Genomic DNA, 14,665 nt, shown 5'->3' on the forward strand with positions numbered 1-14,665 from the left:
CCGGAACACGCTTGATCCGCAAGGAACACAGCCCGGCGGGAGAGGACAGTCTGTGGCAGAAGCAGGACCTGCAAGGCCGCCGGCTCCGGCGTTGGCGGGACAGCTGGTGCGGCTGGTGGAACAAGGCCTCCAGCTGGTGGGAACCGGTGACCGGGCTGACCTCCGCAAACGCCTGGACCAGGCCATGGCCCGGCTGCAGGATCCCAGCATCAGGGTGATCGTGGTGGGGGAGTTCAAGCAGGGCAAGAGCAAACTCATCAATGCCCTGGTCAACGCCCCTGTGTGCCCTGTGGATGACGACGTCGCCACCTCCACCCCCACGATTGTCCGCTACGGCGAGCCGGCGTCCGCCGCGATCCTGGTCCCCGCCGCCGACAACGCCGGCGGGGATGGCGACAGCCTTGAGCGCCAGCCGATCGACCTGGCAGACCTCCCCGAGTTCGTTTCCGAACACGGCAATCCGGGTAACCGCAGGAATCTGGCGGCGGCAGAGGTTTGCCTGCCCCGCAAACTGCTGACCGGCGGCCTGACCATCATCGACACACCCGGCGTGGGCGGCATGGGCTCCACGCACACCTTGACCACCCTCACGGCACTTCCCACCGCAGACGCCATGCTCCTGGTCTCTGATGCCTCGCAGGAATACACCGAGCCCGAAATGCGGTTCCTCCGCCAAGCCATGCGCATCACCCCCAGCGTTGCCGCCGTGCTCTCGAAGACGGACCTGTACCCGGACTGGCGCCAGGTGGAAGAACTGGACCGGGAGCACCTGAGAAAGGTGGCCCCGGACATCCCGCTGTTTCCGCTGTCCGCCGACCTCCGCCTCGAGGCCTCGCGGCTACAGGACGCCGAGCTCAACACCGAGTCCGGCTTTCCCGCCCTGGTAACCCACCTTCGGAACGACATCGTAGGGAACGCGCAGCGCCTCCAGCGCCGTTCCGTCAGCCAGGACCTGCTGTCCGTCACCGGCAACCTCCGGCTGTCCCTGCAGTCCGAGCTCGAGGCGCTGGAAAAGCCCGAGCAGACACCGCACATGGTGGCGGCCCTGGAACACGCCAAGGCCGAGGCCGATGACCTGAGGAAACGGTCCGCCCGGTGGCAGCTCACTCTCAGCGATGGCATCAACGACCTCATCGCCGACCTGGAATACGACCTCCGGGACCGCCTCCGCCGGATCCAGCGGGACGCCGAAGCAGCCATCGACCAGGGGGACCCCGGGCCGGTCTGGCCGCAATTTTCGCAGTGGCTGGAGGAATCCGTGGCTGCCGCCATCTCCGATACCTTTGTGTGGACCAGCGAGCGGTCCCAGTGGCTGGCCGCCCAGGTGGCCGAACACTTCGCCGCTGACGAGGTGTCGCTGCCGGTGCTGCATGTCTCCGACTCCGGCGACGCCCTGGATCCCGTGGACCAGATGCCGGAGCTTGATCCTGGCCGCGTGAACCCCGTACAGAAGGTCCTGATCGGGATGCGCGGTTCCTACGGCGGCGTCCTGATGTTCGGGCTCCTGACCGGCATCTTCGGCATGAGCCTGGTCAACCCCCTGTCCGTAGGTGCCGGGCTGCTGCTGGGCCGCAAGGCCTACCGGGAGGACAAGGAAACACGGCTGAAACGGCGCCAGGGCGAAGCCAAGGCACTGGTGCGGCGCCAGCTTGACGACGTGACGTTCCAGGTGGGGAAGCAACTGAAGGACCGGCTGCGACTGGTGCAGCGGACCATCCGTGACCACTTCACCGGGATTGCGGACGAGTACCACCGGTCGCTGGCGGACTCGGTTGCCGCAGCACAGAAGGCGGCCAACTCCTACGCCCGGGAAAAGGAGGGGCGGATCCGGGAGATCAGGGCAGAACTGCAGAAGGTCGATGCCCTCCACCGGGCGGCAGAAGCGGTGGCCTCCGGCGTTGCGGCGGGGGCGCCCTCGGCAGCGGGGGTGGCATGACAGCGTCCCCCACGGCCCGCGCCGCGGCCCTGCTCCAGGAGGCGCTTGACGCGTACCGGGATGAGCCGGGGGCGGTGGAGGAACTGGAACGGTACCAGCGGCGGCTCGCGGAACCCCTGCGCGTTGCCATCGCCGGAATGGTCAAGGCGGGCAAGTCCACGCTCTTGAACGCCATCGTTGGCGAAGAGATCGCCCCCACCGACACCGGGGAATGCACCAGGATCGTCACGTGGTACCGGCACGGACACACACCCCGCATCACCTTGTACCCAAAGTCGGGGGAGCCCAGGATCCTGCCGCTCAAGCGGGCCAACGGCCGCCTGGTCTTCGTCCTGGACGGTGCGCGGGCCGAGGACGTGGACCGGCTCGACGTTGAATGGCCGTCCCCGGCCCTGCTCGGCATGACCCTCATCGATACCCCGGGGATCGCCTCCCTGTCCCAGGATGTTTCGGCGAGGTCCACACACTTCCTGGCCCCGGAGGATGCGCCGTCCGAAGCCGACGCCGTCATCTACCTGATGCGCCACATGCACGCCGCCGATCTGCGGTTCCTGGAATCGTTCCGCGACGATGAGGCGGGCCGCCCCGGCGCGGTCAACGCCATCGCGGTGCTTTCCCGCGCCGACGAAGTGGGGGCGGGGCGCATAGATTCCCTCATCTCGGCAGCGGTCATCGCCGACAGGTACAGCCGTGACAACACCCTCCGGAAGCTGGCGCTGGGCGTGGTTCCGGTGGCCGGCCTCCTGGCCCAGAGCGCCCGGACCCTACGCCAGGCTGACTTCGAGTCCCTGCAGCTGCTCGCGGCAATGGACCGCGCCGACCGGGAGCGGATGATGCTCTCCGCCGACAGGTTCCGCCGGTCGACGGCCCCGGAGGGACTGACCGTGGAAGCCAGGACATCCCTGCTGGAGCGCTACGGGCTTTTCGGCATCCGCCTTGCAACAGTCCTGATCCGCAACGGCTTCCCGGACCCCACCCCGCTTGCACATGAGCTCGCACGCCGCAGCGGACTGGACTCTCTGCTGGAGCTGCTGGACCGCCAGTTCCAGGCAAGGGCGGAGGCCTTGAAGGCCCGCACTGCGGTGGCGGCAGTGGAGAACCTCCTGCACACGCGTCCCATGCAGGGGACCGAGGCCCTGGCTGCGGCGCTTGAACGGTTGCAGGCCAGCGCCCATGAGTTCCGCGAACTTCGGTTGCTGGCAGACCTGCGGAGCACCGGGGCGGACATTGCCCCGGAGCTGGCGGCAGAGGCTGAGCGGCTCATCGGCGGCCAGGGCACGGCAGCTTCCCTCCGGTTGGGACTTGCCCCGGAGGCCGGTGCCGCGGAACTGGCATCCGAGGCGCGCGCCTGCCTTGAGCGCTGGCGGGCGTTGGCCGGCAACCCGCTGACCGCCCGGTCGGCCTTGGAAACATGCCGGGTGGTCATCAGGAGCTGCGAGGGCATGCTCGCGGATCTGACCGGGGCGAAGGTGGCCTAAGGCTTGCTTTTGGGCGGCGCGAGCCAAGCACCGGCCGATGGCAGGAACAGGAACACCAAGCCCAGGCATGCCAGGATCAGCGCACCCACCCAAAGCAGCACCACACGGCCACCGGCCTCGCCCTCCGGCAACAGGAAGGCAGAGGCCACCAGCAGGACCAGCGCATGGCCCGCCAGCAGGGGGACCAGGGCCCAGCGGGCGCGCCTCCGGCGGCCCATCACCAGGGCCAGCGCAGCGGCCTCGAGAACGGTGAACAGCAGCAGGCCCGCAATGCTTCCCCAGAAGACCGTGTCCACGGCGGCCGCCACGGCGCCGGGGCCGCTGCCCGGGGCCATCTCCGCCACCACGCCGTGCAGCCGCTGCAGGTGGGACTCGCGGGTCAGGAAAGAGCCGGCCAGCACGGCAAGTCCGGCGACGAAGCTGGCCAGCCACAGCCTCCAGGCGGTGCGCACCGCGCGGGGCGGCGCCGGGGCCGCCGGTATGGGCGGCGGGGCCGAGTAGGAGGGTCCGGGCCGTGGCGGGGGAGCGGGCAGGCGCCGCTCTTCTCCGCCGGGGTGGGACGCCATGGGGCTTATTTCAGACCGTCGGTATCGTGTTCGTCGGTCCCGCGCTGGCCCTTGCGGTTGTTCTCCCGGGCCTTGGCGTCGAGTTCGTCCTTGAGCTTCCTCAGGCGTTCTGCCTCGGCCTGGTTGCGGCGGCGCGCTTCGAGGTTGCGCAGGAAGTCCGGGTCGTCGTCGGGAGCTGTGGGGTGCGGGTAGGCCTGCGGTTGGGGGCCGGTGCCCCGGGGCCTGCCGATCAGCAGCCACAAAATGGCGCCCAGGACGGGAAGGATAATCATCACGATGATCCAGGCCGGTTTGGAAATTCCCCGGGTGAGCCGGCCCTCGGTGCGGATCACGTCCACCAGGCCATACACAAAGATGACGAGGACTGCCACGGCCAAAGCCACACGGAAGAGCATGCCATTAAGTCTATCGTCAGGACGGGCAGGGGCCGCCGGCGGGGGCCGCTAAACTTGGATAGTGGCCTTTTTGAAATATTCCCTGATCCGGCTGGCGCTCTTCGTGCCCCTGTTCGTGCTGTTTGCGCTCCTCCAGCTTGGGGTGCTGATGTCCGTGATCTGCGCCGCGCTGATTGCCTTTGCCATCAGCTACCTGTTCTTCCAGAAGCAGCGGGACGCCGCCACGGCCGCCCTGCAGCACCGCTTTTCCGGCAAGGCCAAGCCGCTGCGTTCAGCGGGCGAGATCCAGGACGCCAACGCCGAGGACGCCCTGCTCGACGCCAACCCGGACATCGCCATCAACAACGCCAAGGGCGAGAAGAACTAGAACCCGTGGTTGAGCACCAGGCCCAGTGAGAACAGCAGGCTGTAGCCGAGGTTGATCAGGCCGGTCTGCTTCAGGACCGGGATCAGGCTCTTGCGTTTGCGGCCGTTGATCATCAGCCAGGCAGGCATCAGGCACGCCGGGATGAGCAGCAGCACGATCAGGATCCACGGCCGGCCGGGGGCCAGGACCACCACCAGCAGGATGGCGACGGCGAGCATCAGGACGTAGCTTTCGCGTGCGTGCTTGTCGCCCAGCCGCACGGCCAGGGTCTTCTTGCCGGCCTGCATGTCCGTGGGGATGTCCCGGACGTTGTTGGCCATCAGTAGCGCCGTGGCAATCAGCCCCGTGCCGATGGCGCCAATCACCGCGGACAGGTTGATCTGCCCGGCCTGAGTGTAGGTGGTGCCGAGCGTGGCCACCAGGCCGAAGAACACGAACACGAAAAGGTCGCCCAGGCCCATGTAGCCGTACGGGTTCTTACCGCCCGTGTAGCCCCAGGCCGCCATGACGCAGCCGAGCCCCACCAGGATCAGCCACCATGCCTGGGTGAGGAGCACCAGGACCAGGCCGAACACCATGGCAAGCGCGAACGTGCCGAGGGCCGCCCACTTGACGTGCTCCGGCTTGGCCGCTCCAGAGCCCACCAGCCGCAGCGGACCCACCCGGTCGTCGTCCGTGCCGCGGATGCCGTCGGAGTAGTCGTTCGCGAAATTCACGCCCACCTGGAGCAGCAGCGCCACCAGCGCCGCGAGGATGGCGTTGGGCAGAAGGAACGAGTCCATCTCGTAGGCGGCGGCAGAGCCGATCAGCACCGGCGCGATCGCTGCGGGCAGCGTCCTGAGCCGGGCGCCTTGGATCCATTGGGTGGCTGTGGCCACGGTTAGTACCTCATGTTGTTTCGGTAGGACGGCAGGATGGAACGGGCGCACCCGCCGCGGGGGTGCAGGTCCACTTTACTTTCCTTCGTGCAGGGCACTGAGTTCGGCGGTCATGGCCAGTCGGTCCGGCTTGCCGTTGGGCAACATCCGGAGGGCGGGTGCGGCGAGGACGGTTTTGGGCGCCAGGACCCCCAGCGTGCCGCGCCATTGCTGCTGGAGGACGACGGCGGTGTCCCCGGCTTTGTCCGGCCCCGCCGCATCCTGTGCAGCAGCGCCGTCCCCGGCCAGTGCGACGTATGCCGCCACCGCCTGGCCCCATTCCGCGGAAGGGACGCCTGCCACGAAAGCTGCGCTGACGGCGTCGGACTTTTCCAGCTCTTCCTGCACCTGGGCGGCGGACACCTTGACGCCGCCGGTGATGATCACGTCGTCGGCCCTGCCCAGCACGGTGAGCCGGCCGTCGTCGTCGATCCTGCCAAGGTCGCTGGTGCGGAACCAGCGCACGCCGTCCTCCTCGAAGAAGGTCCCGGTTTCCTCATCCGGCGCTTCGATGTAGCCGGCGGCGACGGTGTCCCCGCCCAGCAGGATCCTGCCGTCCCCATCCACCCGGACGGACACGCCTTCCAGCGGGTAGCCGTCGTACACGCAGCCGCCCGAGGTTTCCGCCGAACCGTACGTGGTGACCACCCGGACGCCGGCTTCGCGGGCAGCCGCCAGCAGGGATGCCGGTGCCGGGGCGCCACCCAACAGGATGGCGTTGAACCTGCGGAGCACCGCGAGGGTGTCCGGCGACGGGTCGTCGAGGAGCCGCTGCAGCTGGGTGGGCACCAGGGAGGTGAAACGGATCTTGTCCGTCAGTTCCAGGGCGGCGGCGGTGAAGGCCTCCGGCGTAAAGCCGCCGGACATGTCCATGACCCAGGGGCGGGTGCCGGCGAACAGGGACCGCACCAGCACCTGGATGCCGGCGACGAACTGCACGGGCAGCGCCAGGAGCCATTGGCCCTCGCCCTTGAGCCGCAGCGCCGTGGCCATGGAGGATGCCGCCAGCGATTCCACCGTCAACAACGTTGCCTTGGGCGTGCCGGTGGAGCCGGAGGTGCGGACCACTGCCACGGCGTCGTCGCACCCTGGGGTCTCCACGTGCCCCACGACGAGGCTGCCGTCGGGGCCAACGGACAGTTCGACGGCGGGGCCCTCGCCGTGGAGCGCGGCCGCCAGGGCTTTCAGGGCAGGCTCGATGTTGAGGGGACCGCCCGGGCCCTGGTCGGGGGAAGTTTCGCTGTTCATATGCCGTCCTGCCTTAGAAGTAGTGCGGGAAGCGTGACCAGTCGGGGTCGCGTTTTTGCAGGAAGGCCTCCTTGCCTTCCACGGCTTCGTCGGTCATGTACGCCAGGCGCGTGGCTTCGCCGGCGAAGACCTGCTGGCCGGCCAGGCCGTCGTCGGCGAGGTTGAAGGCGAACTTCAGCATGCGGATGGCCTGGGGGGACTGCCGGGCGATGTCCGCCGCGTATTCCAGAGCCACCTCTTCCAGGCGTTCGTGGTCCACGGCCTCGTTCACAGCCCCCATCCGGACCATGTCTTCAGCGGAATATTCGCGGGCCAGGAAGAAAATCTCGCGGGCGGTCTTTTGCCCCACCTGGCGGGCCAGCAGCGCGGAGCCGTAGCCGGCGTCGAAACTTCCCACGGTGGCGTCCGTCTGCTTGAACCTGCCGTGCTGCCGTGAGGCGATGGTCAAGTCCGCCACCACGTGCAGCGAGTGCCCTCCGCCGGCTGCCCAGCCGTTGACGACGGCGATGACCACCTTCGGCATGGTGCGCATGAGCCGCTGGACTTCCAGGATATGGAGCCGTCCGGCCCGCGCGGGGTCGATCGTTTCCTGGGTCTCGCCGTCGGCTGTGTTTTGTACTACGTACCGGTAGCCGTCCCGGCCCCGGATCCGTTGGTCCCCGCCCGAGCAGAACGAATGGCCGCCGTCCTTGGGGGAGGGGCCGTTGCCGGTCAGCAGGACGGTGGCGACGTCCGGCGTCATCCGGGCGTGGTCCATGGCACGGTACAGCTCATCCACCGTCCCGGGCCGGAACGCATTGCGCACCTCGGGCCGGTTGAACGCGATCCTGACCGTGGGCAGGTCACGCACCCAGCCGCCGTCGGAATCCCGCTCCACCTGCCGGTGGTACGTCATGTCCTGGAAGTCCTCGAAACCGGAGACCACCCGCCAGCGCGTGGGATCGAAGACGTCGGACACCGGGGCGGGGATCTGGTTGCTCACCGTCCAAGTCTAGTAATCGTGCTTAGCTGATGCAGAACTCGTTGCCCTCAGGGTCCGCCATCGTGTGCCAGGAATGCGGCCCCTGCTGCGCCGTCCAGAGGAACGTGGCTCCCCGGGCCTCCAGTTCGCGGCGCACCTCGTCCTTGTCCCGGCCGTCCAGCCTCACGTCCCAGTGCACCCGGTTCTTGACGGTTTTGCCCTCCGGCACCGTCTGGAACAGCATCCGGCGCCCAGGTGCCTTCGCCTCGATTTCTTCCGACGGGCGGATGGCAGCGCCGTCCTTCCACACCAGTTTTCCGCGGTGGGTCATCGTCTGGCCTTCCGTGGCATAACCCTGCTCGATCATGGACCTGATGAAGTCCGCGTCCTGCGGTTCCACTTCCCACTGCAGGGTTTCGGCCCACCAGTCGGCAAGTTCGTGCGGCTTTGCTGAATCGATGACGATCTGGATATTCAGTCCCATCCCACCACCGTAAGGCGGCGGGCGCGGGCTGCGGAAGGGGCGGGCGGCCTAGGCCTGGACGCGCTGGATCTGCTCGAAGAGTTCCGACGGGATGGCGTAGATCAGGATAACCGCCAGCAGGTTCTTGGCCGCGTGCACGAAGTAGGAGAACATCACGTTCTTGCCGGTCCACACATAGACGAACACCAGCGTTGCGCCCATGGCCAGGTAGGGCAGCAGTGCCGCCAGGGTGATCGCTTCCTGTCCCACGATGTGCAGGGCAGCGAACAGGACCACTGACAGGACGCAGCAGATCCAGATGTTCACCCGCCGGCTCATCTTCCCGATCAGCAGGTGCCGGAAGATGTACTCCTCCACGAACGGGCCCACCACCACCAGCAACGGAACCATGAGCCAGGCCGGCACCTGCTGCATCAGGGCCTGCAGCCCGGCCTGGTTGGCGGAGGTCTCCACCTGGCCGCCCACTGCCACAACCACCACGGTCAGGATCATCATCGCGACCACGGCGGCGGGCACCATGAACAACGTGAACCAGGGACGGGTTGCCAGGACTTTGAGGTCCCGCACCACTACCTTGCGGGCGGCCAGAAGCGCGAGTATTCCCACTGAGGCATAAAACAGCAGGTTCACCGCGTAGGAGGCAGCAGCGGGGGACGGAGCTATCTGTCGGAGCAGCGGGGCTACCAGGTCCCCGGCGACGGCGAAGAACGCGGCAATGGCCACATAGAGGCACAGCGTTGCGCCGTCCATCGTCGAGAACCGGTACAGCTGGGGCTGGGGGGCGGGCGGTAAACGGTGGGCTGTGGCCATGGGTTCAGCCTATCGCCGGGCAGGGCCGTGTAGCCCACGTCACGTACCACCCCCGGCGGTCTAGTAGGATAGTCGAGCCGCGTGAAGCTTCGGCTGCACGAACAATCGCGCTTACAAACAGTGGTCCTCAAGCCAAAAGGCCGAATTTTGTGAGCTGGATCATTCGTATCCCGGATGCGGCCAACCCCCCAACCCACAAGGAATCGTTGTGCCTCAAAGTACCCCCCAAGAACTGCAGAACAGCACGGCACCATCCACCGCCGTCGACCCCACCCTCAGCGCCGAGGGTTACAGCAAAACGCTGGGCCGGCGCCACGTCACCATGATCGCCATGGGCGGCGCCATCGGCGTCGGCCTCTTCATGGGCGCAGGTGGCCGGCTCGCCTCCACCGGCCCGGCCCTGATCTTCTCCTACGCCATCGCCGGCGTCATCGCCTACCTCCTGATGCGGGCACTGGGCGAGCTCATCATGTACCGCCAGACTTCCGGCTCCTTCGTCAGCTACGCGGGCGAAATGTTCGGCAAGAAGGGCGCCTACCTGTCCGGCTGGATGTACTTCATCAACTGGGGCATGACCGGCATCGCCGAACTCATCGCCATCGGCCTGTACTTCCAGTTCTTCTTCCCCAACGTCCCCGTGGAAGCCTCGGCCATCGCCGCACTGGCGCTCCTGGTGGCCGTCAACCTGCTCAGCGTCAAGGCGTTCGGCGAATTCGAGTTCTGGGCCTCCTGCCTCAAGGTGGGCGCCATCCTGATCTTCCTCGCCGTGGGCACCTTCATGGTGGTCACCAACGCGCAGGTCGGTGCAGGCCACGCCTCCGTTGCAAACCTGTTCGCGGCCGAAGGCGGGATGTTCCCCAAGGGCGCCCTGGTGATGGTCCTCGTCCTCAACGCCGTGATCTTCGCCTACAACGGCATCGAGCTCGTCGGCATCACCGCCGGCGAGATGCAGAACCCGGAACGCGAAGTGCCCAAGGCGATCCGCGCCGTCGTCCTGCGCATCGTGGTGTTCTACGTCGGTTCCGTGACCCTGCTCGCCATGCTGCTGCCGTCCGACCAGTACAAGGCCGGCACCTCGCCGTTCGTCACCGTCTTTGGCCAGATGGGCCTGAGCTGGGTGGGCGACGTGATGAACATGATCGTCATCACCGCGGCACTGTCCTCCTGCAACTCCGGCCTGTACTCGATCGGCCGCGTCTTCCGCACCATGGCCAACAACGGCCATGCCCCGCAGTGGCTCACCAAGATGTCCAAGCGGCACGTCCCGTATGCGGCCATCCTGGCGATCGCAGCCTTCTACCTGGTGGGCATCCTGCTGAACATCTGGCTGGGCGGCTCGCACGCCTTCGACCTGGCCCTGAACACCGCCTCCATCGGCGTGATCTTCTGCTGGGGCTCCATCTTCGCCAGCCAGATCATGCTGCGGAAGAAGGTTGGCAACGCCTCCACCCTGCCCATGCCCGGCTCGCCGTGGACCAGCTGGGCGGGCTTGGTGGGCCTGCTGGCCATCACCGTGCTCATCGGCTTCGACACCATGACCAGCAAGGACGGGGAAGTGTTCTACCTGGGCCTCTGGACCCTGGGTACCGTCCCGTTCTTCGCCGTGCTCCTGTGGCTGGGCTGGCAGAAGGTCAAGAACAACGAGCCCAAGAGCGCGCTGTACACCTGATTGACGCGCTCTCCGGAGCAAACATACGACGGCGGGACGCCCCTTGGGGAGGGCGGGCCCGCCGTCGGCGTTTCCTGCGTGCGTTCCTGCCCGCGTGCCCGCGACGGCGCGCCGGGGAGTGCGGCGTGTCCCCGTCTGGGGCGTTGTTCCGCTCAAGTAACCGGGCGGGAGCACTCACGTGTTTGCTTGGCGACGGGCCGTCCGCGGGGCAGACTATGGCTGTGGGCGAACCATGGGTGCTGCACGTGGACCTTGACCAGTTCATCGCAGCCGTCGAAGTGCTCCGCCGGCCCGAGCTCGCGGGCAAGGCGGTGATCGTCGGCGGCCGCGGCGACCCCACCGAGCGGGCGGTCGTGTCGACGGCGTCCTATGAAGCCAGGGCCTACGGCGTCGGCTCCGGCATGCCGCTGCGCATCGCGGCGCGGAAGGTTCCCGACGCCGTCATCCTCCCCGTGGACCACGAGGCCTACCTCGAAGCTTCCGAAAAAGTCATGGCGGTGCTGCGCTCCCAGCCCGGCGCCACGGTCCAGGTGCTCGGCTGGGACGAGGCGTTCGTTGGCGTGCAGACAGCGGACCCTGAGGTCTACGCCCGGCAGCTGCAGCAGGCGGTCCTTGGCGAAACCCGGCTGCACTGCAGCGTCGGCATCGGAGACACCCTGCTCCGGGCCAAAGTAGCGACGACGTTCGGCAAGCCGGCCGGCGTCTTTCGGCTCACCGCCGACAACTGGCTGGATGTCATGGGGAGCCGGCCGACGGTCGAACTCTGGGGCGTGGGAACCAGGGTGTCGGCCCGCCTCGCCAAGCTCGGCATCACGACCGTTGCAGGGCTTGCGGCGTGCAACCCCGATGACCTGGTTCCGGAGTTCGGCCCGAAGATGGGGCCCTGGTATGCGCAGCTCGGGCGCGGCGACGGGTCGCGGACCGTCGACGACACGCCCTGGGTGGCCCGGGGGCACAGCCGCGAAACCACCTTCCAGCGCGACCTGACCGACCCGCTGCAGATCGAGGACGCGGTGCGGGAGCTGGCCGCGCACGTCATGGAGGACGTCGCGGCGGAAGGGAGGCCGGTGATCGGCCTGACGCTCAAGGTCCGCTACGCCCCGTTCCTCACCAGGACCTACGCCCGGAAGATCCCGGAAACGTCGGACCCCGCCGAAGTACTGGCCCGCGCCCTGGACCTGGTGGCGAAAATCGAGCCCGCCCGCCCTGTCCGGCTCCTTGGGCTGCGGGCGGAAATGACGATGCCCAAGGACTCCCGGCAGGGGCACACCCCCACCCGGAGCGGATGGTGACACGCACTGCCCGGACATTGGGTCCCGGACAGCGGAACGGCGGCGGATCCCGCAGGAGTCCGCCGCCGTTCAGGCTGCTGCAGTACGCCGTTCGCTGCGGCTGCAACAGCCAAGGACCTAGTCGCGCTTGAACTCGTCCTTGACGCTTTCGCCTACCTTCTTGGCGTCGGCCTTGACCTGGTCCGCCTGGCCCTCCGCCTTCAGGCGGTCATTGTCCGTGGCGTTGCCCGTGGCTTCCTTGGCCTTGCCGCCCAGGTCTTCTGCAGCGTTACTGATCTTGTCTCCGAGGCCCATGGTGTGGCCTCCTTTCGTTTCCGTTGATCAACAGTGCTTTTTCACCCTAACACGAAGCATGCTTACTATTTCAAGCCCTGCTGTCACCGTACATTTGGCCCGGTGCACATCTTCCGCGGGGCATGTACTATTTACAGAACGAACGGTCGGTAAGTGGATCCAGTCTGCGATGCCGGGCGCCGATGACAGTGCTTTTTTCGCGTGAAGGGTGTTTCCATGGCTGCAGTTGCAGGTCCGCAGGCTTTCCTTGTTGGCGGGGTCCGAACGCCGGTGGGCAGGTACGGGGGTGCGTTGTCCTCCGTTCGGCCGGACGATCTGGCTGCCCTCGTGCTCAGGGAGGCTGTGGAACGCGCAGGCCTCGACCCGGAGAGCATCGACGAGGTGATCCTGGGCAACGCGAACGGTGCCGGCGAGGAGAACCGGAACGTTGCCCGGATGGCCACCCTGCTGGCCGGGCTGCCGCTCCACATCCCCGGAATCACCGTCAACAGGCTGTGCGCCTCAGGCCTAAGCGCGATCATCCAGGCCAGCCACATGATCAAGGCAGGGGCCGCGGACATCGTCATCGCCGGCGGCGTCGAATCGATGAGCCGCGCACCCTGGGTGCAGGAGAAGCCCACCAGCGCTTTCGCCAAGCCCGGCCAGATCTTCGATACCTCCATCGGCTGGCGCTTCACAAACCCGCACTTCCAGCACGGCGGCTTGTCCCGTGACGGCAAAATGACCTACTCCATGCCGGAAACGGCGGAGGAAGTGGCGCGGGTTGACGGCATCTCCCGCGAGGACGCTGACGCCTTCGCCGTCCGTTCCCACCAGCTGGCCCTGGACGCCATCGAGGCGGGCCGGTTCAAGGACGAGATCGTCCCCGTCACCGTCAAGACCCGCAAGTCCGAGACCGTGGTGGACACGGACGAAGGCCCGCGCCCCGGCACCACCCTCGACGTCCTGGCCGGCCTGAAGCCGGTGGCGCACGGCGGCTCCGTCGTCACCGCCGGGAACTCCTCGTCCCTCAACGACGGCGCCTCGGCCATCATCATCGCCTCCGAGGCCGCCATTGAGCGGCTCGGCCTCACGCCCCGCGCCCGGATCATCGACGGCGCCTCCGCCGGCTGCGAGCCCGAGATCATGGGCATCGGCCCGGTCCCGGCCACGCAGAAGGTGCTCAAGCGCAGCGGCCTGAGCGTCGGCGACCTGTCCGCCGTCGAACTTAACGAAGCCTTTGCCACCCAGTCCCTGGCGTGCATCCGCCGCCTCGGCCTGGAGCCGGAGATCGTGAACCGCGACGGCGGGGCCATCGCTCTGGGCCACCCGCTCGGTTCCAGCGGATCACGGATCGCCATCACGCTGCTGGGACGCATGGAACGCGAAGACGCGAAGATCGGCCTCGCCACCATGTGCGTTGGCGTCGGCCAGGGCACGGCGATGCTGCTGGAGAAGATCTGATGGCGGCCCCGGTGGATTTGGCGGCGGAGAAGTTCACCGCCCTCCTGGTCGAGGAGCGGGATGACCGCGTGGTGGTGCTGCTCAACCGTCCAGAGGTGAAGAACGCCATCGACCAACAGATGGTGGATGAACTGCACACCGTCTGCGCCGCGCTGGAACAGAATCCCAAAATCCTGGTCATTGCCGGCGTTGACGGGGTGTTCGCCTCGGGTGCCGACATCGCCCAGCTCCGGGAACGGCGCCGGGACGATGCCCTGCAGGGCATCAACTCCACCATCTTCGTCCGCATCGCCAAGCTGCCCATGCCGGTCATCGCCGCCCTGGACGGCTACTGCCTGGGCGGCGGGGCGGAACTTGCCTACGCCGCCGACTTCCGGATCGGCACCCCCAACGTGCGGATCGGCAACCCGGAAACAGGGCTGGGAATCGTCGCGGCCGCCGGTGCCAGCTGGCGGCTCAAGGAGCTCGTGGGCGAACCGGTGGCCAAACAGATCCTCCTTGCCGGGCAGGTGCTCGGCGCCGACGAGGCCCGAGCCATCAACCTCATCACCGAGATCCACGACCCCGCGGACCTGCTGGAGGCAGCCCACAGCCTGGCGAACCGGATTGGGCGCCAGGACCCTCTCGCAGTCCGGATCACCAAATCCGTATTCCATGCACCAGCGGAAGCGCATCCGCTCATCGACCAGCTGGCCCAGGGCATCCTCTTCGAATCCCAGGCCAAATTCGACCGGATGCAGGCCTTCCTCGACCGCAACGCGGCGAAGAAGGCCGCCTCCGCCAACCCCGCCGACGGAAAGTAGAC

At 67.4% G+C, this 14,665-nt stretch carries 15 protein-coding genes; 7 read left to right on the forward strand and 8 right to left on the reverse strand.

The window, feature by feature from the left end; translation table 11 throughout:
- Positions 1–52 precede the first annotated feature (52 nt).
- Both AC3IMC_RS14175 and AC3IMC_RS14180 read left to right on the forward strand, forming a co-directional pair.
- Positions 53–1,936 (forward strand): dynamin family protein, encoded by a 1,884-nt coding sequence (locus AC3IMC_RS14175; protein WP_490919173.1) that lies wholly within the window; start codon positions 53–55, stop codon positions 1,934–1,936.
- The gene (locus AC3IMC_RS14180; RefSeq protein WP_490919174.1) at positions 1,933–3,414 is read left to right on the forward strand and encodes a dynamin family protein; all 1,482 of its coding nucleotides are present in this window, start codon (positions 1,933–1,935) and stop codon (positions 3,412–3,414) included. Before AC3IMC_RS14175 ends, AC3IMC_RS14180 begins: the two co-directional genes overlap by 4 nt.
- Here AC3IMC_RS14180 and AC3IMC_RS14185 read toward each other — a convergent pair.
- Entirely contained in the window at positions 3,411–3,980 is a 570-nt protein-coding gene (locus AC3IMC_RS14185) for a hypothetical protein (protein ID WP_490919175.1), read from the reverse strand. The two genes, AC3IMC_RS14180 and AC3IMC_RS14185, sit on opposite strands and share 4 nt — an antisense overlap.
- A gap of 5 nt (positions 3,981–3,985) precedes the next feature.
- Positions 3,986–4,375: a PLD nuclease N-terminal domain-containing protein gene (locus tag AC3IMC_RS14190; RefSeq protein WP_490919176.1), complete on the reverse strand. Its 390-nt coding sequence runs from the start codon at positions 4,373–4,375 to the stop codon at positions 3,986–3,988.
- Between the two features lie 61 nt (positions 4,376–4,436).
- Here AC3IMC_RS14190 and AC3IMC_RS14195 point away from each other — a divergent pair, with 61 nt between their 5' ends.
- On the forward strand, positions 4,437–4,742 hold the full coding sequence (locus AC3IMC_RS14195) for a DUF4229 domain-containing protein (protein WP_221386124.1): 306 nt from the start codon (positions 4,437–4,439) through the stop codon (positions 4,740–4,742).
- Here the strand turns inward: AC3IMC_RS14195 and AC3IMC_RS14200 are convergent.
- The 5 genes from AC3IMC_RS14200 to AC3IMC_RS14220 all read right to left on the reverse strand — a co-directional run bounded on the left by AC3IMC_RS14200 (position 4,739) and on the right by AC3IMC_RS14220 (position 9,162).
- Positions 4,739–5,620: a 1,4-dihydroxy-2-naphthoate polyprenyltransferase gene (locus AC3IMC_RS14200; protein WP_221386125.1), complete on the reverse strand. Its 882-nt coding sequence runs from the start codon at positions 5,618–5,620 to the stop codon at positions 4,739–4,741. The genes AC3IMC_RS14195 and AC3IMC_RS14200 overlap by 4 nt on opposite strands.
- 75 nt (positions 5,621–5,695) lie before the next feature.
- Complete coding sequence (locus AC3IMC_RS14205) at positions 5,696–6,907, reverse strand: AMP-binding protein (protein WP_490919177.1); 1,212 nt, start codon at positions 6,905–6,907, stop codon at positions 5,696–5,698.
- A gap of 13 nt (positions 6,908–6,920) precedes the next feature.
- Positions 6,921–7,889 (reverse strand): 1,4-dihydroxy-2-naphthoyl-CoA synthase, encoded by a 969-nt coding sequence (locus AC3IMC_RS14210; RefSeq protein WP_490919178.1) that lies wholly within the window; start codon positions 7,887–7,889, stop codon positions 6,921–6,923.
- 22 nt (positions 7,890–7,911) lie between these two features.
- Complete coding sequence (locus tag AC3IMC_RS14215; RefSeq protein ID WP_490919179.1) at positions 7,912–8,352, reverse strand: VOC family protein; 441 nt, start codon at positions 8,350–8,352, stop codon at positions 7,912–7,914.
- 48 nt (positions 8,353–8,400) lie between these two features.
- Positions 8,401–9,162 carry a CPBP family intramembrane glutamic endopeptidase gene (locus AC3IMC_RS14220; RefSeq protein ID WP_490919180.1) on the reverse strand — a complete coding sequence of 254 codons (762 nt, stop codon included), beginning with the start codon at positions 9,160–9,162 and terminating at the stop codon, positions 8,401–8,403.
- Positions 9,163–9,370: 208 nt separating this feature from the next.
- Between AC3IMC_RS14220 and AC3IMC_RS14225 the strand changes: the two genes are divergently transcribed.
- Entirely contained in the window at positions 9,371–10,831 is a 1,461-nt protein-coding gene (locus AC3IMC_RS14225; RefSeq protein ID WP_490919181.1) for an amino acid permease, read from the forward strand.
- A gap of 215 nt (positions 10,832–11,046) precedes the next feature.
- The gene (locus AC3IMC_RS14230; RefSeq protein WP_490919182.1) at positions 11,047–12,123 is read left to right on the forward strand and encodes a DNA polymerase IV; all 1,077 of its coding nucleotides are present in this window, start codon (positions 11,047–11,049) and stop codon (positions 12,121–12,123) included.
- A gap of 117 nt (positions 12,124–12,240) precedes the next feature.
- On the opposite strand, the gene AC3IMC_RS14235 is transcribed toward AC3IMC_RS14230, so the two are convergent.
- Positions 12,241–12,417: a CsbD family protein gene (locus tag AC3IMC_RS14235; RefSeq protein WP_221386135.1), complete on the reverse strand. Its 177-nt coding sequence runs from the start codon at positions 12,415–12,417 to the stop codon at positions 12,241–12,243.
- Positions 12,418–12,633: 216 nt separating this feature from the next.
- On the opposite strand from AC3IMC_RS14235, the gene AC3IMC_RS14240 reads away from it, so the two are divergent.
- Together AC3IMC_RS14240 and AC3IMC_RS14245 are read left to right on the forward strand one after the other, a co-directional pair.
- On the forward strand, positions 12,634–13,860 hold the full coding sequence (locus AC3IMC_RS14240; RefSeq protein ID WP_490919183.1) for a thiolase family protein: 1,227 nt from the start codon (positions 12,634–12,636) through the stop codon (positions 13,858–13,860).
- Positions 13,860–14,663, forward strand: coding sequence for an enoyl-CoA hydratase/isomerase family protein (locus AC3IMC_RS14245; protein WP_490919184.1), 804 nt, complete (start codon positions 13,860–13,862; stop codon positions 14,661–14,663). The genes AC3IMC_RS14240 and AC3IMC_RS14245 overlap by 1 nt, the downstream gene beginning before the upstream one ends.
- Positions 14,664–14,665 lie beyond the last annotated feature (2 nt).

The organism is Arthrobacter sp. E70 (genome assembly GCF_058266945.1).

Excerpts from the sequence above, each read along its gene's own strand:
- AC3IMC_RS14180 (WP_490919174.1), top strand. The coding sequence starts at position 1,933 with ATGACAGCGTCCCCCACGGCCCGCGCCGCGGCCCTGCTCCAGGAGGCG.
- AC3IMC_RS14185 (WP_490919175.1), bottom strand. The coding sequence starts at position 3,980 with ATGGCGTCCCACCCCGGCGGAGAAGAGCGGCGCCTGCCCGCTCCCCCG.
- AC3IMC_RS14190 (WP_490919176.1), bottom strand. The coding sequence starts at position 4,375 with ATGCTCTTCCGTGTGGCTTTGGCCGTGGCAGTCCTCGTCATCTTTGTG.
- AC3IMC_RS14205 (WP_490919177.1), bottom strand. The coding sequence starts at position 6,907 with ATGAACAGCGAAACTTCCCCCGACCAGGGCCCGGGCGGTCCCCTCAAC.
- AC3IMC_RS14215 (WP_490919179.1), bottom strand. The coding sequence starts at position 8,352 with ATGGGACTGAATATCCAGATCGTCATCGATTCAGCAAAGCCGCACGAA.
- AC3IMC_RS14220 (WP_490919180.1), bottom strand. The coding sequence starts at position 9,162 with ATGGCCACAGCCCACCGTTTACCGCCCGCCCCCCAGCCCCAGCTGTAC.
- AC3IMC_RS14230 (WP_490919182.1), top strand. The coding sequence starts at position 11,047 with ATGGCTGTGGGCGAACCATGGGTGCTGCACGTGGACCTTGACCAGTTC.
- AC3IMC_RS14235 (WP_221386135.1), bottom strand. The coding sequence starts at position 12,417 with ATGGGCCTCGGAGACAAGATCAGTAACGCTGCAGAAGACCTGGGCGGC.
- AC3IMC_RS14240 (WP_490919183.1), top strand. The coding sequence starts at position 12,634 with ATGGCTGCAGTTGCAGGTCCGCAGGCTTTCCTTGTTGGCGGGGTCCGA.
- AC3IMC_RS14245 (WP_490919184.1), top strand. The coding sequence starts at position 13,860 with ATGGCGGCCCCGGTGGATTTGGCGGCGGAGAAGTTCACCGCCCTCCTG.